This window comes from Amnibacterium flavum, from assembly GCF_003097495.1.
In the GTDB taxonomy this organism is placed as follows: Bacteria; Actinomycetota; Actinomycetes; order Actinomycetales; family Microbacteriaceae; genus Naasia; species Naasia flava.
This window is the reverse complement of the sequence record NZ_QEOP01000002.1, coordinates 316,837-336,338: the sequence shown is the minus strand read 5'-3', so window position 1 is coordinate 336,338 and position 19,502 is coordinate 316,837. Positions and strand designations below refer to the sequence as shown.

20 protein-coding genes are annotated in these 19,502 nt (G+C 69.9%); 8 read left to right on the top strand and 12 right to left on the bottom strand.

The annotated features are described in order from the left end of the window. Window positions 1–99 precede the first annotated feature (99 nt). The 4 genes from dinB to DDQ50_RS09205 all read right to left on the bottom strand — a co-directional run bounded on the left by dinB (window position 100) and on the right by DDQ50_RS09205 (window position 4,170). On the bottom strand, window positions 100–1,362 hold the full coding sequence (gene dinB / locus DDQ50_RS09220) for a DNA polymerase IV (RefSeq protein WP_276308390.1): 1,263 nt from the start codon (window positions 1,360–1,362) through the stop codon (window positions 100–102). A 167-nt stretch (window positions 1,363–1,529) separates the two neighbouring features. Further along, window positions 1,530–2,555, bottom strand: a complete 1,026-nt coding sequence (locus DDQ50_RS09215) for an NAD(P)/FAD-dependent oxidoreductase (RefSeq protein WP_116756457.1) — start codon at window positions 2,553–2,555, stop codon at window positions 1,530–1,532. Further along, complete coding sequence (locus DDQ50_RS09210; RefSeq protein WP_116756456.1) at window positions 2,555–3,088, bottom strand: isoprenylcysteine carboxyl methyltransferase family protein; 534 nt, start codon at window positions 3,086–3,088, stop codon at window positions 2,555–2,557. Before DDQ50_RS09210 ends, DDQ50_RS09215 begins: the two co-directional genes overlap by 1 nt. Next, on the bottom strand, window positions 3,085–4,170 hold the full coding sequence (locus tag DDQ50_RS09205; RefSeq protein WP_116756455.1) for a type III polyketide synthase: 1,086 nt from the start codon (window positions 4,168–4,170) through the stop codon (window positions 3,085–3,087). The genes DDQ50_RS09210 and DDQ50_RS09205 overlap by 4 nt, the downstream gene beginning before the upstream one ends. A 132-nt stretch (window positions 4,171–4,302) precedes the next feature. Between DDQ50_RS09205 and DDQ50_RS09200 the strand changes: the two genes are divergently transcribed. The 7 genes from DDQ50_RS09200 (at window position 4,303) to DDQ50_RS09170 (ending at window position 11,085) form a co-directional block, all read left to right on the top strand. Then, on the top strand, window positions 4,303–4,971 hold the full coding sequence (locus DDQ50_RS09200) for an SDR family oxidoreductase (protein WP_116756454.1): 669 nt from the start codon (window positions 4,303–4,305) through the stop codon (window positions 4,969–4,971). Window positions 4,972–4,977: 6 nt separating this feature from the next. Then, complete coding sequence (locus DDQ50_RS09195) at window positions 4,978–5,994, top strand: magnesium and cobalt transport protein CorA (protein WP_116756453.1); 1,017 nt, start codon at window positions 4,978–4,980, stop codon at window positions 5,992–5,994. A 377-nt stretch (window positions 5,995–6,371) separates the two neighbouring features. Continuing rightward, window positions 6,372–7,205, top strand: a complete 834-nt coding sequence (locus DDQ50_RS09190) for an arginase family protein (protein WP_116756452.1) — start codon at window positions 6,372–6,374, stop codon at window positions 7,203–7,205. 203 nt (window positions 7,206–7,408) lie between these two features. Next, window positions 7,409–8,209 carry a crotonase/enoyl-CoA hydratase family protein gene (locus DDQ50_RS09185; protein ID WP_116756451.1) on the top strand — a complete coding sequence of 267 codons (801 nt, stop codon included), beginning with the start codon at window positions 7,409–7,411 and terminating at the stop codon, window positions 8,207–8,209. A gap of 32 nt (window positions 8,210–8,241) precedes the next feature. Beyond that, window positions 8,242–9,681, top strand: coding sequence for a dihydrolipoyl dehydrogenase family protein (locus DDQ50_RS09180; protein WP_116756450.1), 1,440 nt, complete (start codon window positions 8,242–8,244; stop codon window positions 9,679–9,681). After that, window positions 9,678–10,205, top strand: coding sequence for a Fe-S oxidoreductase (locus tag DDQ50_RS09175; RefSeq protein ID WP_377940210.1), 528 nt, complete (start codon window positions 9,678–9,680; stop codon window positions 10,203–10,205). Before DDQ50_RS09180 ends, DDQ50_RS09175 begins: the two co-directional genes overlap by 4 nt. Beyond that, window positions 10,195–11,085, top strand: a complete 891-nt coding sequence (locus tag DDQ50_RS09170; RefSeq protein ID WP_240614323.1) for an SDR family NAD(P)-dependent oxidoreductase — start codon at window positions 10,195–10,197, stop codon at window positions 11,083–11,085. The genes DDQ50_RS09175 and DDQ50_RS09170 overlap by 11 nt, the downstream gene beginning before the upstream one ends. 17 nt (window positions 11,086–11,102) lie before the next feature. Here the strand turns inward: DDQ50_RS09170 and DDQ50_RS09165 are convergent, their stop codons facing one another. After that, complete coding sequence (locus tag DDQ50_RS09165) at window positions 11,103–12,029, bottom strand: siderophore-interacting protein (RefSeq protein ID WP_116756448.1); 927 nt, start codon at window positions 12,027–12,029, stop codon at window positions 11,103–11,105. A gap of 110 nt (window positions 12,030–12,139) precedes the next feature. Then, entirely contained in the window at window positions 12,140–13,570 is a 1,431-nt protein-coding gene (locus tag DDQ50_RS09160; protein WP_116756447.1) for an amidase, read from the bottom strand. 56 nt (window positions 13,571–13,626) lie between these two features. On the opposite strand from DDQ50_RS09160, the gene DDQ50_RS09155 reads away from it, so the two are divergent. Beyond that, window positions 13,627–13,956: a DMT family transporter gene (locus DDQ50_RS09155; protein ID WP_116756446.1), complete on the top strand. Its 330-nt coding sequence runs from the start codon at window positions 13,627–13,629 to the stop codon at window positions 13,954–13,956. Window positions 13,957–13,977: 21 nt separating this feature from the next. On the opposite strand, the gene DDQ50_RS09150 is transcribed toward DDQ50_RS09155, so the two are convergent. The 6 genes from DDQ50_RS09150 to DDQ50_RS09125 all read right to left on the bottom strand — a co-directional run bounded on the left by DDQ50_RS09150 (window position 13,978) and on the right by DDQ50_RS09125 (window position 19,486). Continuing rightward, window positions 13,978–14,556 (bottom strand): GNAT family N-acetyltransferase, encoded by a 579-nt coding sequence (locus DDQ50_RS09150; RefSeq protein WP_116756445.1) that lies wholly within the window; start codon window positions 14,554–14,556, stop codon window positions 13,978–13,980. A gap of 58 nt (window positions 14,557–14,614) precedes the next feature. Further along, window positions 14,615–15,304, bottom strand: a complete 690-nt coding sequence (locus DDQ50_RS09145; RefSeq protein ID WP_116756444.1) for a uracil-DNA glycosylase — start codon at window positions 15,302–15,304, stop codon at window positions 14,615–14,617. A gap of 7 nt (window positions 15,305–15,311) precedes the next feature. After that, window positions 15,312–16,040: a Type 1 glutamine amidotransferase-like domain-containing protein gene (locus DDQ50_RS09140; RefSeq protein ID WP_116756443.1), complete on the bottom strand. Its 729-nt coding sequence runs from the start codon at window positions 16,038–16,040 to the stop codon at window positions 15,312–15,314. Window positions 16,041–16,130: 90 nt separating this feature from the next. Further along, entirely contained in the window at window positions 16,131–16,655 is a 525-nt protein-coding gene (locus DDQ50_RS09135; RefSeq protein WP_116756442.1) for a phosphoribosyltransferase, read from the bottom strand. A 148-nt stretch (window positions 16,656–16,803) separates the two neighbouring features. After that, a complete protein-coding gene (locus DDQ50_RS09130) occupies window positions 16,804–18,558 on the bottom strand; it encodes a M20/M25/M40 family metallo-hydrolase (protein ID WP_116756441.1) in 1,755 nt (584 codons plus the stop codon). A 160-nt stretch (window positions 18,559–18,718) separates the two neighbouring features. Next, on the bottom strand, window positions 18,719–19,486 hold the full coding sequence (locus DDQ50_RS09125) for a potassium channel family protein (RefSeq protein WP_240614321.1): 768 nt from the start codon (window positions 19,484–19,486) through the stop codon (window positions 18,719–18,721). Between the last annotated feature and the right edge of the window lie 16 nt (window positions 19,487–19,502).

The window sequence follows — 19,502 nt, the reverse complement described above, 5'->3', positions numbered from 1 at the left end:
GCACCCCCGGATGGGTTTGGGGCACTGAGGTTATTGCCAGGTCGAGTTCACGTGACCGACTCATACCCCGCGAACAGGTGACAGCAGAGGCGTTCTCGCCTAGCCTCCCTCACCTGCGTTTCGGGGAACGTCGGGTCGAGCCTTCTTGGCGATCAGGGCGGCCGGCCGGATCATGCCGGCACCGAAGCGTTCCGTTGCGCGATCCATCACACCCTCGGCGTCCCGCCAGCCGTCGGCGGGCTCGTCGTCCCACAGCGTGAATTGGGCGGGCTCATCGCCATCGGTGAGCTGTTCGGCGCGGACGCCGATGAGGCGGATGCGGCGGCCGCGCATCTCGACCTCGTCGAGCAGTTCGATGGCCTGCTCGTAGACGCGGCGACCGGTGTCGGTCGCTTCGCCGAGCGTGCGGCTGCGGGTGATGGTCGTGAAGTCGGCGAAGCGCAGCTTGAGCGCGATCGTGCGCCCTTTGAGGCCTGCTCGGCGCAGTCGCACCGCCACCCGCTCGGACTGGTCGAGCAGCTCCCGGCGCAGCACGACGAGGTCGGAGGTGTCGACCGAGAAGGTGTTCTCATGGCCGATGCTCTTCTCGACTCCACGCGGATCGACGCTGCGGGAGTCGCGACCCCAGGCGAGTGCGTGCAGTTTGGATCCGCCCGCCTCGCCGACCCAGCGCTTGAGAGTCTCGAGAGGTGTCGCGGCGAGGTCGGCGACGGTGACGATGCCCCGGTTCGTCAGCGACTCCGCGGTCGCCTTGCCGACACCCCAGAGCGCTCCGACCGGCAGCGGATGCAGGAACGCGAGGGTGTCCTCGGCGGGGACGACGAGCAGGCCGTCGGGCTTCGACCTCGTCGAGGCGAGCTTGGCGATGAACTTGGTCGACGCGGCGCCGATCGAGCAGGTGAGACCGGTGTCGGCCTTGACCGTGGCGCGGATGGCGGTGGCGATCTCGAGGGGGGAACCGAGCAGTTTGCGGGCGCCCGCGACATCGAGGAACGCCTCGTCGATGCTGAGCGGCTCGACCAGTGGCGTGACGTCGGCGAAGATCTTCATCACGCGGGCCGAGTAGTGGCGGTACTTGACGCCGTGCGGGGGGATGACGATCGCGCGCGGGCAGAGCCGCATGGCCTGACTGAGCGGCATCGCGGATCGGACACCGTAGGCGCGCGCCTCGTAGGTGGCACTCGTGACGACGGACCGGCCGGACTCCCCCGCGATGATGACGGGCTTGCCGATCAGCTCGGGGCGCTCGAGCAGTTCGACGCTCGCGAAGAACGCGTCCATGTCGATGTGCAGGATGGTCGCGCTGTCGCTGTCGAGCTGGCCCGAGACCTGCCGCTCGCCCTGACCGCCCTTGACACTCACTCCCCCATTCTCCGCCCCGCCCCCGACATCGGGCCTTCGTCTCGACGGGCTCAACGGGCGGCCTGCCCCCACCCCCCGCCCGCCGCCCGCCGCCCGTTGAGCGAAGCGAAACGAAGGACCCCGCCCCCACCGCCCGTTGAGCGAAGCGAAACGAAGGCCCTCGGACCTCAGCGCGCCAGACGTTCCACCACGAACCCGAAGACACCGGGCAGCGCCGCGGCCGCGGGGACGATCGCGGGGCGTACGGGCGAGGTCGCCGCGGTCACCAGCCCGGTCGTCAGCCGACGCACATCCCGCGTCACCCGATGCCATTCCCGTTCGTACAGCGCCGGGCTCCCCTGCAGTGCGGCTCGCACGGCGGCGTCCGCCTGGGCGAAGCCGACGCGCAGCCCCTCACCGGTGAGCGAGTCGACGTAGCCCGACGAATCGCCGACGAGCATGACCCGACCTGCCGTCCGGTGCCGCGTCCGATACCCGAACGGCCCTGCGCCCCGCAGGGTGCTCGCGGGCTCGGCGGTGCCGATCCGATCCGCCAGTTCGGGCATCGCGGCGAGCGCCGACCGGAAGTCGGTTCCGCGGGGGCCCATGACGGCGACGCCGACGGTGTCGGACGCGACGGGGGTGATGTAGGCCTCGGCGTCGGGACTCCAGTGCACCTCGACGAGGTCGCTCCAGGGTGCGACGCGGAAGTGCCGGCGCAATCCGAATCGGCGTCCTCGACGCGGGATCGGCAGGTCGAGACCGAGCAGACGGCTCACGCTCGAGTGGAGTCCGTCGCAGGCGAGCAGCCACGACCCGGTGACTCCGCCGGCCGAGACGCTCGCGTCATCCTGCACGATCGCGTCGACCCGCGCCGACTCGACGACCACGCCGACCTCGGCGGCGCGCGCCCGCAGCGCGGAGTGAAGGGTGGTGCGGCGGACGCCGCGCCCCGGGGAACCGGAGAGTCGGTGCTCGACGGATCGGCGGCCGTCGGTGTAGCGGAATCCGGCGATGTCCATGCCGGCGGGGGCGACGCCGATCTCGGCGAGCGACTCGAGCGCGACCGGCATGAGGCCCTCGCCGCACGCCTTGTCGAGGTCGCCGTCGTGGGGTTCGAGAACGGTCGCCTCGAACCCGGCGAGGCGCGCGCGGATGGCAGCGACGAGGCCGACGGGACCACCGCCCGCGACGATCACGTCGGTGCGGGTCATCAGACCGTTGTGCGGTCGGCGGAACCGGCGAGCGCGCGGTTCTCGACGGGGATGCGGAAGCCGAGCAGGAGGATCGCGTTGAGCACGGTGAACGCGATCGCGGTGACCCATGCGGTGTGCACGAGCGGGAGCGCGATGCCCTCGAGCACGACGACGACGTAGTTCGGGTGACTGAGGAACCGGTAGGGTCCGCGGTCGACGAGGGACATGCCCGGGACCACGATGACGCGGGTGTTCCACTGCGGGCCGAGCGTGGCGATGCACCAGTAGCGCAGCACCTGCGACAGGATCGCGAGCCCGAACATCGTCCAGCCGAGCCAGGGGATGAAGGGGCGGTCCGCCACGACGACCTCGACGAAGCAGGCGATGATGAAGCCGGTGTGCAGCGCCACCATCCACGGGAAGTGCGCTCTGCCGTACTCCACTCCCCCGCGCGCGAACGCCCATCTGGCGTTGCGGGTCGAGATGACGACCTCGGCGATCCGCTCGAAGCCGACGAGCAGCAGCAGCACCGCGTAGAGGATGACGCTCATGCGGCCGCCGCCGTCTCGGGCCAGCGCAGCAGGATCAGTTCAGCGCTGAGGCCGGGGCCGAGCGCGAAGAGCAGCCCGCTGTCGCCCGATCGCCGGTCACCGGTGTCGAGCGAGTCCGCGAGGACGTGCAGCACCGACGACGAGGACAGGTTGCCGACTGCGGCCATCGACTTCCAGCTCGCGTCGAGCGCCGAGTCGGCGACGTCGAGGGCGCGCGCGAACGCCTCCAGCACCCGGGGTCCGCCGGGGTGGGCGAAGTACTCGGAGACCCCGGCGAGGTCGAGTCCGTTGTCGCCGAGGAACTCGACCACGTCGTGCGAGAAGTGCTCGTCGACCGCGTCCGAGATGCCGCCGGTGAGCACGATCCGGAACCCGGTGGAGCCGGGTGTGAAGCCGAGCACATGACCGCTGTCGGGATAGAGGTGGCTGCGCGCGTCGATGATGTCGGGTCCCATGGTGGTGAGCCGCTCGGCACGTCGAGCGCCGACGGCGATGACCGCCGCGGCTCCGTCGCCGAACAGGCCGCTGGCGACGAGGTTCGCCATGGAGTCGTCGTCGCGCTGGACGGTGAGGGAGCACAGTTCGACGGAGACGAGAACGGCGACGTCGTCGGGGTGCCCGAGGAGGTAGTCGTGCAGTCGACCGAGGCCGGCGGCACCTCCGACGCAGCCGAGCCCGAACATGGGGACCCGCTTCACATCCGGGCGGAGACCGAGCCGAGGCACGAGCAGGGCGTCGATCGACGGTGCGGAGACGCCCGTCACCGAGGTGAAGATGACGAGGTCGACCTCGTCGGCCGTGATGCCCGCCCGCTCGAGGGCACGGCGGGTCGCCGTCTCGGCGAGGTCGGTCGCGTGCTCGACGAAGCTGTCGTTCGACTGGGTGAAGGTCAGTGCCTCGCGGTACCTCTCGAGCGGCATGACCAGGTGCCGGGTCGCCACCTTGCTGCCCTCGTGCAGGCGGCGCATGACGGCCTGTTTGGCGGGGTCGCTCGTGATCATCGGAGCGAGCATCTCGGTGATCTCAGCCTGCGGGTATCGGTACGGGGGCAGGGCGGTTGCCACCGCGGCGATTCGGCTCACGAGCGAAAGGTACCACCGCCCGTCGGGGAGTCGACCGGGCGTTGTCCCGACCCGGGAACGGGGTCCGGAACGGCTCCCGGCGGGGCTCCGTCCGCACAGGTCGGAGCCGGACTCCGAGAGGACAATGGGGGTATGACACGCATCGCGGTGATCGGGGCTCACGGCCTGGTCGGACAGAACATCATCAACCTCGCCTACAGCCGTGGCGCTGACGTGACGGGGGTGATCCGCAACGCCGACCACGGTGAGGACATCGTTCGTCTCGGCGGCGAGGTGACGCTGGTCGACATCGAGTCGGCGAGCGCCGAGGAACTCGCCGAGCACCTCCGCGGGGCGGACGCGGTCGTTTTCAGCGCGGGCGCCGGTCCGAACTCCGGGGTCGCACGCAAGCGCACCGTCGACTTCGGCGGCGCCGTCCTGACAGCTGACGCCGCGAAGATCGCCGGCGTGAACCGGGTCGTCCAGGTCTCCGCGATGGGAGTGGACGAGCCCCTGCCCGCGGACACCGACGAGGTGTGGGCCGCCTACGTCGAGGCGAAGCGCGACGCCGACCTCTATCTCAAGGCCAGCGGACTCGACTGGACCATCATCCGGCCGGGCGGGCTGACGAACGACGAGGGAACCGGAAAGGTGCGCCTGGCGGACAAGGTCGAGCGGGGAAGCATCCCGCGCGCCGATGTCGCCGCGATCGTGCTCGCAGCTATCGACGACGACCGCACCATCGGCCGGACCTGGGAGGCGATCTCCGGGCCGGACACGATCGAAGACGCGATCGACGCGGCGCTCGCGGCAATAGCCTGAGCCTCGATGCCTCTCATCGACAATGCCGTGTACGTCGACGGCCACCGCGCCGCCGAGCCGCAGACCCTCGAGGAGACCTTCGAGACCGCGCAGCGTCTCGGCGGGATGGCCTGGATCGGGCTGTACCGGCCGAGCGAGGAGGAGCTGCGCGCCGTCGCCGACGAGTTCGGTCTGCATCCGCTCTCGGTGGAGGACGCACTCGCCGGCCATCAGCGTGCGAAGGCGGAGAAGTACGGCGATGTGAGCTTCGTGGTCCTCCGTCCCGCCCGGTACCTCGACGCCGAGGAGAAGGTCGAGTTCGGAGAGGTGCACGTGTTCGTCGGGCCGACGTTCGTCGTCACGGTGCGGCATGCGGAGTCGCCGGATCTCGGCGCGGTGCGGCGCCGCATGGAGGAGAACCCCGAGCTGCTCGCGCTGGGTCCGCGCGCCGTCCTCTACGGGGTGCTCGATCAGGTCGTCGACGAGTACGGCCCCGTCACGTCGGGTCTCGAGAACGACATCGACGAGATCGAGGATCAGCTGTTCGGCGAGGGCAGTGCGGTGTCCCGCCGCATCTACGAGCTGTCGCGCGAGGTCATGGCCTTCCAGCGTGCCGTCACCCCGATCATCGGAATCCTCGACGACATCGAGCGCGCCTACGCGGCCCACGATGTCGACATCGAGTTGCGCCGCAACCTGGGGGACGTTCACGACCACGCCATCCGGGTGGCTGAGCGGGCCGATTCCTTCCGGGTGCTGCTGCAGAACGCGCTCGTGACGAACTCGACGCTGGCAGCGGAGGCACAGAACAACGAGATGCGCCGGATGACCGAGGCCAGCCTGGCGCAGGGCGAGCAGGTGAAGAGGATCTCCTCGTACGCGGCGATCCTGTTCGCGCCGAGCCTGATCGGCAGCGTGTACGGCATGAACTTCGACAACATGCCCGAACTGCACTGGTACTTCGGCTACCCGATCGCGATCGGCCTGATGCTCGCCCTGAGCGGAGGCCTCTACCTGGTCTTCAAACGCAAGGGCTGGCTCTAGCCCTCGCCTTCCCCGTCCCCTCCGGGCCACCTGTCGCCCGGCCGGCCCCCTCGCTCAGCAGGTGAAAACGTGCTCAGCAGGCGGAATCGGCCTGTTTTGACCTGCTGAGCGCACTTTCACCTGCTGAGCGACAGGATCGGCTGGATTTCACCTGCTGAGGGAGAGGACCCGGCGGATTTGGGTGGACGGGCTGGCCGTCCCCGGTAGTTGAGGCTGACCCGCCGCCCGCCCCACCTGCAATCCGGCTGCGGGGGGGCCAGGATTTGCGCGCCTGTCAGGCCTCGACGGCGCGGGAACAGGCGACCGGCTGCCAACTCCTCGCCTCCACTCCCCGACCTCGACCGGCGGTGCACCTATCGGCGGAGGATACTGGGGCTATGGGATGGCGATTCATCGTGGCACCGCAGTGGCAAGGGTCCGGATCGAGTCGCGCGATGCGCCTCATCGACGGTGCGGAGGCGATCCGAGGCGACCTCCCCTCGAGCAGGACGACCGAGATCGAGACGCCGCCCGAGGCGGGCGACTCCCTCGGCACCGAGGTCGGGCGCCTGTCCGCCATCGTGGCTGTCCGCGACCGTCTCGCCGCCGAGCTCGCCGCGGTTCCCGCCGAGGACGCACCCCTTCTCATCGGTGGTGACTGCGGGGTCGAAGCGGCCGCGCTGGACTGGGCGGTCACGAACTCGCCCGACACCTGCGTCCTCTGGTTCGACGCCCACGCAGACCTGAACACGCCCGGCAGCTCCCCCAGCTCCGCCTTCAGCGGCATGGTCCTGCGCACCGCCCTCGGCGATGGCGAGGGCGTCCTCGTCCCCGAGGCTCCGCTGCGGACCGACCGCGTCGTGCTCGTCGGCGTCCGCGCCACCGACGATGCCGAGGCCGAGTACATCGCCGCGACACCCATCGCCTCCCTCGGGGTGGATGCGGCAACACCCGAGACGCTCATCGCCGCCGTCGAGGCGACCGGTGCGACCTCCGTCTACGTGCACGTCGACCTCGACGTCCTCGACCCCGCCGACATCGCCGGAGTCGCCTCCGCTGAACCGTTCGGCCTCCCTCTCGACTCCCTGCTCGGACTCATCAGCGGGGTGCGCACCCGGTTCCCCGTCACCGGCGGGGCGATCGTCGGATTCGCACCCGAATCGCCCGTCGCGGCCGTCGAGGACCTGCCGAGCATCCTCCGGATCCTTTCCGCCATCACGTCGCAGCGGTGAGCGGGTAGGACGCCCCCTTCGCTTCGACGGGCTCAGCGGGCGGGCCTCGATCCCCTTCGCGTCGCTGCGCTCTGCGGGCGGGGCTTGTCCCCTTTCACGTCGCTGCGCTCTGCGGGCGGGGCCCTTCGCTTCGACGGGCTCGGCGGGCGGTGGGCGGGCGCGGCTCTCGGGGTGGGGTGGTGGGGCCGGAGTAGCCTCGGGGCATGAGCGAAACCGACGTTCCCGCCCGCATCGACGTGAGGCAGCACGGGGCCGTCCGGGTCATCGGACTCGACCGACCCGACAAGCGCAACGCCGCCGATGTGCGCATGCTCCGCGAGCTCGCCCAGGCCTACGGCGACTTCGAACGCGACCCCGACTCGCGGGTCGCCGTCATCCACGGGGTCGGCGACCACTTCACCGGTGGGCTCGACCTCGGCGACATCGGCCCCCGCCTCTCGGAGCCCGGCGGACTGGAGCTGATCCCCGACGGCGGCATCGATCCGTGGGGGCTCATCGGCGCCGCGCGCACCAAACCCGTCGTCATGGCGGTGCAGGGCACCTGCCTCACGCTCGGCGTCGAACTCATCCTCGCCAGCGAGGTCACCGTCGCCGCCGACTCGACCCGCTTCGGCCAGATCGAGGTGTCACGGGCCATCCTCCCCTTCGGCGGCGCGACGATCCGCTTCCCACGAGCCGTGGGCTGGGGCAACGCCATGCGCTGGATGCTCACCGGCGACCTGTTCGACGCGACCGAGGCGCTCCGCATCGGCCTCGTCCAAGAGGTCGTCCCGCACGGCGAGCAGCTCACCCGCGCCATCGAGATCGCCGCCCGGATCGCCGAACAGGCGCCACTCGCCGTCCAGGCGACCCTCGCCAACGCCCGCCTCGCGATCGCCGACGGCGACGAAGCAGCGGCAGCCGAACTGAACTCACAGCTTCAGACGCTCTCGGCAAGCGAGGATGCCGCTATCGGAATGCGTGCGTTCCTGACCCGGACCGCGCCCCACTACGTCGGCCGCTGACCGGCCGGAGCTTCCGCGACAGGAGACCCTTCGTGACAACGACCTACGACCTCATCGTGATCGGAGCCGGCCCCGTCGGCGAGAACGTCGCCGATTACGCCACCAAACGCGGCCTGAGAACGGTCATCGTCGAGAGCGAACTCGTCGGCGGCGAATGCTCCTACTGGGCGTGCATGCCGTCGAAGGCGCTCCTCCGATCCGTCCACGCCCGCTCCGCCGCGCTCAGGGTCGACGGAGCCAAGCAGGCCGTCACCGGCGACCTCGACGTCGCCGCGGTGCTGCGCCGGCGCGACTCGTTCGTCAGCGACTACGACGACGGCGGGCAGGTCGGCTGGCTCGAATCGGCGGGCATCGACCTCGTCCGCGGCCATGCGCGTCTCAGCGGTGTGCGGAAGGTGTCGGTCACGACCCCCGAGAACGAGATCGTCGAGCTCGAGGCGACCTACGCGGTCGCCGTCTCGACCGGGTCGGCAGCGCTGCTGCCCGACATCGACGGTCTCGCCGACGCACAGCCCTGGACCAGCCGCGAAGCCACCGGGGTGACCGACATCCCCGACTCGATCGCGATCATCGGCGGCGGAGTCGTCGCCGCCGAGATGGCGACCGCGTTCGCCGGTCTCGGCAGCACCGTCACCGTCATCGCGCGCGGAGGGCTGCTCGCCAGCATGGAGCCCTTCGCGGGCCAGCTCGTCGCCGATGCCCTCACCGAGGCGGGCGCAACGCTCCACCTCGGGCGATCGCCGGTCTCGGTGCGCCGCGACGACGCAGGCGACGCGGTCATCACCCTCGACGACGGTACGGTCGTGACCGCGGCCGAGGTGCTCCTCGCGACGGGACGCACCCCGCGCACCGAGGATCTCGGTCTCAGCACGGTCGGCCTCGACGACGGCGACTGGCTGGGGGTCGACGACACCCTCCTCGTGGACGCCCCGACGAACGCCGACGAGAAGTGGCTGTACGCCGTGGGAGACGTCAACCACCGCGCCCTCCTCACGCATCAGGGCAAGTACCAGGCTCGGGCGGCGGGCGAGGTCATCGCGGCCCGCGCGCAGGACCGCACGGTCGACGACGCGCCGTGGGGTCTCCACGTCGCCACCGCCGACGCGGAGGCGGTCCCCCAGGTCACCTTCACCGACCCCGAGGTCGCCTCCGTCGGGCTCACCGAGAAGGCCGCGACGGACGCGGGCTACCCGGTGCGCAGCGTCGATTACGAGATCGGCTCGGTCTCCGGCGCCGCGCTGCAGGCCGACGGGTACAAGGGCACCGCCCGTCTGGTGATCGACACCGAACGCGACATCGTCCTCGGCGCGACCTTCGTCGGACAGGATGTGGCCGATCTGGTCCACTCGGCGACGATCGCCGTGGTCGGCCAGGTCCCGGTCCGTCGCCTGTGGCACGCGGTGCCGTCGTATCCGACCATCAGCGAGGTCTGGCTCCGCCTCCTCGAGACCTACGGAAGGCCCGAATCATGAGCAGGCTCGGCGACCGGATCAGCGAACTCGGCGATCGCTTCACCGAGTTCCGCAACACGCGCTTCATGCGCGAGACCTTCCCTCCCGGTTGGGCGCGCGCGGTCGGATTCGAATACGCGACACTCGTCGGGCTCACCATCGGCCTCCCGCTCAGCACGGGACGGGTGCGGCGTGAAGGAGAGCTGATCGTGCTCACCGGCCTCCCCAAGTGGGCGTTCAAACGCGGTGGCACCACCGTCGGCCGCGTGTACCTCACGCGGGACAACGACAGCGAGGCTGTGCTGAAGCACGAGCAGGTCCACGTCGAGCAGTGGCGCAAGTACGGGTTGTGGCTGCCGGTCCTCTACGCACTGCACGGGCAGAACCCGCTCACCAACCGATTCGAGATCGAAGCGGGCCTCGAAGACGGCGGCTACGTGCCGCGCTCCCGCCCCGCGGCCCGCAAGCCGCGTACGCGAGCGGCGTCGCCGGTCGCCCCCGCCGACTCGGGCCCCGAGAAGACAGGCCCTTCCGATGAGCTCTGACCGTCGCGAACTTCCCCCGCCCACGAGCATGGTCGGGCGCACCGTCGTGCTCACGGGCGCCAGCTCGGGCATCGGCGGGGCCGCAGCGCGGGCCCTCTCCGCGCTCGGAGCCGAGATCGCGATCGTCGGACGCAACCCCGAACGCACGGCCAAGACGGCGAAGGAACTCGGAGCCGACGCCTTCGTCGCCGATTACGGTCGGCTCGCCGAAGTCCGTTCCCTCGCCTCCGACCTGCTCGCGCGCTACCCCCGAATCCACGTGCTGGCCAACAACGCGGGCGGCATGCAGAACACCCGCACCTTCACCGCCGACCGCAACGAGCGCACCTTCCAGGAATCGCACCTGGCCGGGTTCCTGCTCACCGATCTGATCCTCCCGCGCATCGTCGAGACCGCCAAGACCGCACCGAAGGGCAGTGTGCGGATCATCCAGACCGCGAGCGTCGCCGCGCGCGGGGGCCGCATCTCGCTCGACGACCTCGACTCGCAGCGCGGGCCGTGGCTCGGCGGCTGGCGGGCCTACTCGAACGTGAAGCTCGCGAACATCCTCTTCATCAAGGAACTCGCGCGCCGGATCGCCGGCACGGGGGTGGAGGCGTACTCGTTCCACCCCGGCTTCGTCCGCACGAGCTTCGGCGCGGGCGGCTGGATGATGTCGGCGATCGACTTCCTGACCCACGGGAACTACGGCATCAGTCCCGAGCAGGGCGCCGAACCCCTCATCCGCTTGATCGCGGCAGCCGAGATCGACTCCCCCAGCGGCACCTACTTCGACCGCCTCCTTCCCGACGGCTCGACGTCAGCCCAAGCCGACGACGCGGTGTTCGCGAAGAAGCTGTGGCGCGCCAGCCAGGAGCGCGTGGACACCGCCCGATCCTGAGCGGGCCCGACCCGCGATCAGCTGTCCTCTGACCGGCCTTCGCGCCAGTAGCCCATGAACGCGACCTGGCGGCGGTGGATGCCGCAGTCGCGCACGAGATAGCGGCGGATCTCCTTGACCATGCTCGCCTCTCCGGCGATCCAGGCGTAGAGCGAATCGATCGGCGCCTCGGCGGGCGTCTCCCACAGGATCGTCTGGTCGATGTCGACATCATCGAGTTCGTCGGGCGAGTCGGAACTGGCCTCGCACTCGCGTGCGTACCAGGCGCGGACCGTCTCGGCGAGCTGCGATCGGCCGGCCGAGCGATCGCGCACGAGCCAGGACACGGTGACGTCAGGGGAATCGGCGAGAGGCGTCCAGTCGTCGACGTGCGGCACCTCGATGACCGCGTGCGCTCGCGTTCCCGCGGGCAGCGAGCCGAGGATCGCGGAGATCGCGGGCAGCGCGGTCTCGTCTCCCGCGAGCAGGATCCGCCGAGCCGCCCCCGGCTTGAACTCGATGCCCTCTTTCGCGTTCTCGCTGCGCGCGTCGGGACCCACGATGACGAGCGGATCCCCGACTCTGGCCCGCGTGACCCAGGACGAGGCGGGGCCGGAGTCCCCGTGGCAGACGAAGTCGACGTCGATCTCGTTGTCGTCGGGGCGGATGCTGCGCACCGTGTAGGTGCGGATCGGATTGCGCGCATGGTCGGGCAGCTGACGCCAGCGCAGGTACCACGAGCCCTCCGCGAGGACCTCCTCGTCGTCGACGCCGAAGTCGGAGAAGCCGATCCCCGGGATCGGGAGGACGAGCTTGATGCGCTGATCGAGGCCGTCGGTGCCGAACACATCGAGGTCGGGACCGCTGAACGTCACCCGCAGGAACGTGCTGCTGAGGCGTTGGATCCGCGCGACCCTGACCCGGTAAGGGCGGTACGAAGGTCGGGTTCGCTGCGAAGTTAGCACACCCTAACCTTACTTAATCTCGGGCCGACGTGAAACGGCCGACCGCCCCGAGTTGCCCGGTTCAGGCAGTTCTCTCGCGAGAACACCGCCCGAACCCGGCAATTCGGCGCTCACCACTGCGGCGGGTGCCGCCTCTGCCACTGCAGCACCCGCTCGAGCTGGCGGCCGATCGACAGGATCGTCGCCTCTCCCCCGGGCGGGCCGATCAGCTGCACCCCCATCGGCAGCCCCTCGGCAGTGACCGAGACGGGAAGCGTCACGGCCGGCAATCCCGAGACGTTCACGAACGACGTGAACGGGGTGTACTCGACCTGCTGAGCGAAGTTGCGGTCGCCGTCCTCCGCGTCGTACCAGCCGATCGGACGCGGCGTCATCGCGAGCGCGGGCGTGATGACCGCGTCGACGCGCGCACCTTCCGTCCCGAACCAGGTCCGGATCAGGTCGCGCTCGAACTGCGCGAGAGCCGAGAGCGCCTCGACCAGTCGGACGACGGGAAGGGCTCTGCCCTCTCGGACCAGCCACGCCGTCAGCGGCTCCACGAGGCCCAGTTGCGTGTCATCGAGCGGCAGCGCGGCCGCTCCCGCCTGCCATATCGTGCGGAACGCCGCCGGATAGCGGGATGCGTCGGGAAAGCCGACCTCCTCGACGCCGTGGCCGCGGGAGCCGATGAGCGCGAGCGCCTCGTCGAGTGCGGTCCGCGCGGCTGCATCGAGGGTGATCCCGTGGGAGTCGTCCCACGGTGAGGCCGTGCTCACACCGATCTGGAACCGTCCCTCACCGTAGACAGCCGGTCCGAGCAGGCGGCCGGGGTCGGGCGGCCGCAGCGCGGACTCGAAGCCGATCTCGCCCGCACGCCGCGCGGTCATCGCGTCGACCAGCATCGCGGCGTCTTCGACGGTTCGGGCGAGCGCGCCGTTCGCGACCAGCTCGGCGAGACTCGGCGCGGTCGCCGGGACCAACCCGCGGGTCGGTTTGAGGCCCACGAGTCCCGTTGCGGCGGCTGGAATGCGCACGGAACCGCCGCCGTCCGAGCCGGGCGCGAATGGCAGCAGGCCGGCCGCGACGGCCGCCGCCGCTCCCCCGCTCGAACCGCCGGCGCCGAGAGCACCGTCGTACGGATTGCGGACGGGCGGCCGGCCGATTGGCTCGGTGTACGAGGGGAAGCCGAACTCGGGAGCGGTCGTCGCTCCGAGGCTCACCGATCCCGCCTCGTCGAGCACCGAGACGATCGCATCGGTGCGATCGGCGATCTGATCGGCGAACGCGCGGGATCCGCCGGTCCAGGAGTGCCCCTCACGCCGGGCGAGCTCCTTCTCGGCGATCGGGAGACCCCACAGCTCCGCGGTCTTCGGGACCGACCCGTGCAGCTCGCGCGCCCGGTCGAGTGCATGGTCGGCGTCGATGCGCGAGAACGCACCGAGTTCGGGATTCAACCGCTCGATGCGGGACAGGTAGTGCTCGACGAGCTCGACGGGTGTGATGTCGCCCCGTTGGAGCCAGTCCCATTGCTCCTGCGCGCTCAGGTGATGCAGTTCGAACATGCCTCGAGCCTATTGACCGCACTCGGTTGTTCATCCCGAACTGGCACTGTTGAGCCATGGGTTATCTGTTCCTCGCGATCGCGATCGTCGCAGAGGTGATCGCGACGTCGTTCCTGCGTCTGACCTCGGGTGACGGGGCGAAGTGGTGGGCGTACGGCATCGTCGGCGTCGGCTACGCGGTGGCGTTCACCTGCCTGTCGCTCAGCCTGTCGCGGGGCATCCCCCTCGGCATCGCCTACGCCATCTGGGCGGCCGTCGGCGTCGCGCTCGTCGCCCTGGTGAGCTGGCTGGCGTTCGGTGAGACCCTCACCTGGATCCAGGTCGGCGGCATCCTGCTCATCATCGTGGGAGTGACACTCGTCGAGCTCGGCGGCCGTCACCCCTGATCGATCATGAGGAGAGGGGCGCTACTTCAGGCTCTTCTGCAGCATGACGGTACCCAGCCAGCGGTCGAACTTGTAGCCGACGCGGCCCATGCGGCCGGTCTCCTTGAAGCCGAACGACTCGTGCAGCTTGATGGATCCGTCGGCGTTCTTGTCGGCGATGATGGCGATGATCTCCTTGAGCCCCGCCTGCTTCGACGCGTCGATCAGCGCGGCGAGCAGGGCACGGCCGAGCCCCTTACCCGTCGCCGCGGGCCGCAGATAGATCGAGTTCTCGACCGTGTAGCGGTACGCGCGCTTCGGCTTCCACGGCGACACCAGCGCGTAGCCGAGCACGTCGCCCGACGGCGAGACGGCGACGAGGAACGGCATGCCGAGCTTCGTGAGGAAGGCGAACCGGGCACGCCAGGCGCGAAGCGACATCTGGTCCTCGTCGAAGGTGACGGTGCTGTTGACGACGTAGTAGTTGTAGATCTCCCGCACGTCGGGCAGGTCGCGAGCGGTGGCGGGGCGGATGGTGAAGGCGAACGGCGACTCGGTCGGCGGAGCCTTGCGCAGGTGCGGGGGCAGCTGTCGGCGCGGTTGGTATTCCTCTTCGAGCACTGCCGCCCCTTCCGCGCCTGCCTGCCTCAAACCTAGCGACCGAGCGGCGCCCTCGTGTTCAGCGGACCCGCCAGTCGATCGGCTCGCCGCCCTGCTCCTCGAGCAGTGCGTTGGCGCGACTGAACGGACGCGACCCGAAGAAGCCCCGCGAGGCCGACAGCGGACTCGGGTGCACCGATGCGATGACGGGGACCTCGCCGAGCGCAGGCCGCAGCTTCTGGGCGTCGTTGCCCCACAGAATCGCGACGAGGGGACCGCCCCGGTCGACGAGCGCGCGGATCGCGGCGTCGGTGACGTCCTCCCACCCCTTGCCCCGGTGCGATCCCGACTTGCCCGGCTCGACGGTGAGGACCCTGTTCAGCAGGAGCACGCCGTTCTCGCTCCAGGACGTCAGATCGCCGTGCTCGGCGGGCGGGATCCCGAGATCGTCGTTGAGCTCGCGGTAGATGTTCGCGAGACTGCGCGGAATCGGTCGCACGTGACGTTCCACCGCGAAGGACAGACCGATGGGGTGGCCGGGGGTCGGATAGGGATCCTGGCCCACGATGAGGACCCTCACCCCGTCGAGCGGCTGACGGAAGGCGCGCAGCACGTTGCGCCCCTCGGGCAGCGATCCTCGCCCGGCCTCGTGCTCGGCACGGAGGAACTCGCCCATCCGGGTCACGACGGGCTGGACCTCGGCGAGCGCGTCGGCCCAACCGGGGTCGAGTTCTCCGTCGGAGGCGAGCTCGGCGAGCGTACGCGGCACGGGGGCCTCAGTCGACGGCCGACAGCACGGACACGACGGCACCGGCCTCGGCGGGGGCCACCCGCCAGACACTGCCGGATCCCACGACTCTCGCCCCTGATGCGCCGACGATGAGCGAGGTGCCCTCGTCGATCGCGACTCCCCCGTCGACGACGCCCGCCGCGGTGGAGGCGACGAGCCGGGACAGGGTTCCCCACTGGGCGGTGTGCACGTCGACGGTGAGGTCGACCAGCCCGATTCCGGGGACGATCGTGATCTCGTCGAGCTCCTCGCTCGCCTCCTCGGGGGCGACGGCCACCCCTCCGATCCGCCAACCACCGAGCAGTGCCCGTTCCGCCGCGATCATCGCCCCGGCCGAGAAGCCGAGATAGGGGACGCCGTCACTGACGACCTCGCGCAGGCGGTCGAAGAGAGGCCCGACGCTCTGGTGATAGGCCGGGGTCAGACCGCCCCCGATGAGCACCCCGTCGACCTCGTCGAGGATGTCGACCGATGCGGGGAACCCCTCGACGAGCACCGTGACGTGCTCGTCGATCTCGGAGATCTGGGTCAGCTCGCCGACGAGTCGTGCGGCATGCTCGAGCCCGTCTCCGTCGCGCACGACCACTACCGCGATTCGCGGCGCTCCGGCGTGCTCGACCTGCTCGGCGCGAGCCGCGCACTCCGTCAGGAACTCCGCGTAAGCGACCGAAGGGGCCCCTTCGCTCCAACCGCCGCCGACCAGGTGCACACTCACGGGGCCGATCCTAGGGGGCTCGACCGGACGCCCCCTCGGAACCCTGCCGGGATCGTCGATCCCGATCGGCTGGTCGGCGCTCCGGCCGGCTCAGGGAGCGACGGTGACGGGAGGCTGAGCGGACCAGGGGAAGACGATCCACCGGTCGGTGTCCTTCCAGGCGAAGTCGGGGACGAACGTGGTCTGCGGCTTGGTGTAGAGCGTCACGCTCCGCACCTCGGCACCCATCCCGGTGATGATGTCGACAGCGAGGGCGAGGGTCTGGCCCGACTGGGAGACGTCGTCGACGAGCAGCACCCGCTTGCCGTCGAGGGCCGCGCCGTCGAGGAACGGCGGCAGCACCAGGGGTTCGGGCAGGGTTTCGTCGATGCCGGTGTAGAGCTCGACGTTGATGCTGCCGCAGGACTTCACGCCGAGGGCGTAAGCGACCGCGCCGCCCACGATCAGACCACCGCGTGCGATCGCGATGACGATCTCGGGAGCGAATCCGCTCTCGGCGACCGAGTGGGCGAGCGACCGGGCCGCCTCGCCGAACTCGAGCCAGCCGAGGACCTCCTTGGGAGGCGCCCCGTCGGTCGAGGCTTCAGCGGGGGCAGCGGTCAATTCGGTGGCCATCCGTCTACGGTACCGCCCGGCACGCCCGCCGGCGCAGCAGGATCCGGGCGCTCGGGCCGCCGTCCGGCGCAGACGGAAGCGCCGGGGCTCCGGCGGGCTCATCACCCGCCGGAACCCCGGCGCTCATTTCGTCAGACGATGCTGCCGATCAGCCGACCAGCTTGTCCCGCAGGGCGCTGTACGCCTCCGAGAGGGACTCGTCATCGGTCTGCAGCGACTTGATCTTCTGCCAGATGCCGTCGACCGCCGCCGCTTCGCTCGGCGTCAGACCGGGGCAGCTCGACAGCTCGTCACCGTAGGCGAGGACGCCGCGGACATCGTCACCGGTGATGCCGAGTCCGGCCATCAGCTCGTCGAGGGTCTCGGCCTCGCCGATCGCCTTGAGCGCCTTCATCCGGAACGACGGCGACTTGACCGCCTGGACGACGTCGCCGATGGCCTCGCACGCCTCGGCGGACGGGCCCGTGGGGCCACCCACTCCGTTGATCGACGAGGTATCGTTCGCCAGGAACGCGGTCGCGTAGGCGATCGCCCCCGCACTGATCCCGAGAGCTTCGTCGTTGATGTTGTCGATGTCGTCACCCGGCTGGTGGTAGTTGGGGTCGTGCGTGATCCCCGCCGTCCCACCGAACAGTGCGACCTCCTCCTCGGTCTTCACGTCGTCGGCTCCGGTGAACAGACCCGACGCGGGAACCCCGTAGGAGATGAACCCGTCGTAGTCGCTGCGCCCATCGAACGCGGTGTCGATGTAGGGCTGACCGATTGAGTCGAAGTAGTCGGTGAAGACGTCCTCCGTCTCGGGCGCACCCGCCGGGACCTCGACGGGAGCCGGGAACGTCGACTCGTCGGCGTCGTAGATGCTGATCACGTAGTTCGGCGAACCGACCATGTCGAAGTTGAGGTAGGTCGCGATCTCGTCGAGCTCGTCAGGGTTGTTCGCCGCCAGGTCGTCGGTGTAGTAGTACGAACCGACGAGCCCGATCTCCTCGGCGCCCCACCAGGCGAAGCGCACCTGGTTGTTGAGGTCGCCCGCCTTCGCGAGCTGCACCGCGGTCTCGAGGATCGCAGCCGACCCGCTGCCGTTGTCGTTGATACCGGGCCCCTCGGGAACACTGTCGAGGTGCGCGCCCAGCATGACGGTGTTGTCGTCACGTCCGGTCGGCGTCTCGGCCAGGATGTTGAAGGTCTCGATCGTGGTGATGAACTGGTCGATGGCGAGAGTCGCGGTGCCCGTGCCGACGGTGGCCAGGATCGCGGCGCCCTGCTCGGGAGTCACCCCGAACGCGGGCACGTACGCCGCGTCGTCCGCGCCGCCGAGTGTGCCGTTGAGCGGCCCCGCCTCGTTGTTGTAGATGATCGCGCCGATCGCACCGACCTGCTTGGCGGCGGCGACCTTCTCGGAGAAGGCGCACTCACCGCGGCTGATGACGGCGACAGCGCCGGTGGCGTCGACCCCGGCCCAGGCGTCGGTGGTGCAGCCGAGAGGATCCGCGGGTGCCACGACCGGTCCGGTGATGCCCGTCACCGGGTCGGTGGACGGAGTGAACTCCATCGGCACGGCGTCAGCCAGGTCGACACCCGGCACGGTCAGCGACGCCGAGTTCACCGTCTGAGAGGCGGTCGAGAAGTACTGCCGCTCCGAGGTGTAGCCGGCGCCGGCGAGCACGCTCTCGACGTACTGGGCGCTCGCCTCATATCCCGACGTCCCGGCGGCACGGTTGCCGTCGTTCTGGTCGGCGATGGACTGGAACGCGTCGAGGTGCTGCGTGATGCCCTCGACCGTGACCGTGTCGGCGAAAGCCGATGGGTCGATCTCGGCTGCTGTCGCCGGAGCCGCGGGAGCTACGACGAGCAGTGCGACCCCCGTTCCCAGTGCGACGGCGAGCGTGGTTCGTTTGTGCATTGGCGTCCTCTCGTAGCGCGCCGGCAACGATGCGGACGCGATCCCGTACCCACACCGGTTGGCGCAGGACGCACTTCGACGGTAAGCGCGCTTATCGGATCGAGAAGAGATACACAGCCTTTTGTCACGGTCGGGTAACACCGACGACATGAGGCCGGCGTCAGGAGGTGGGGCGGCGCTCCCCGAGCTCGGAGCGGAGGCGGGCGACCTCGGCGCGCAGCTCCTCGAGCTCCGAACGGCTCGCACGCGGCGCCTTCGCCGGCTTGGAGACGATCTCGACGAACCAGGAGGCGAAGCTCGCGGTGACGATGCCTAGCAGCGAGATCCCGCCGATCATCAGGCCGACCGCGATCACCCGGCCGAGCACGGTGACCGGATAGACATCGCCGTATCCCACGGTCGTGATCGTCGCGCAGGCCCACCAGATCGCGTCGCCGAAGCTCGTGATGTTGGCGCCGGGCGCCGTCCGCTCGACATCGAGCACGGCGACGGCCGCGGCGAAGACCAGCAGAACGGTTCCGCCGGCGATGTAGATGCCGATCCTCTCCCGAAGTCGCGCCCCCGCGTGCCGGTCGATGACGAGGAACACGGTCACGAGACGCAGCAGTGCGAGCGGACGCAGCACGGGGATGATGATGAACACGAGGTCGAGCCAGTGCCGGCGGACGAACATCCACTTCTTGGGCACCAGAACGAGGCGGACGGTGTAGTCGACCGCGAACGCGGCCCAGGTGATCCACACGACGGCGCGGCACAGCGTCGCAACCCAGTCGTCGAGGCCGAGATGCAGGATCGGCAGGGCGTACGCGGCGAAAAAGACGAGGGCGGCACCCAGCAGGGGCCAGCTGGTGCGCTGCACCCACTTCTCGTAGGCGGGGCTCGTGTTCTGCCTCGACACGTCGTCGAGCGCGTCAGCGGTGGTCGTCACGCCGCCAGGTTAGGGC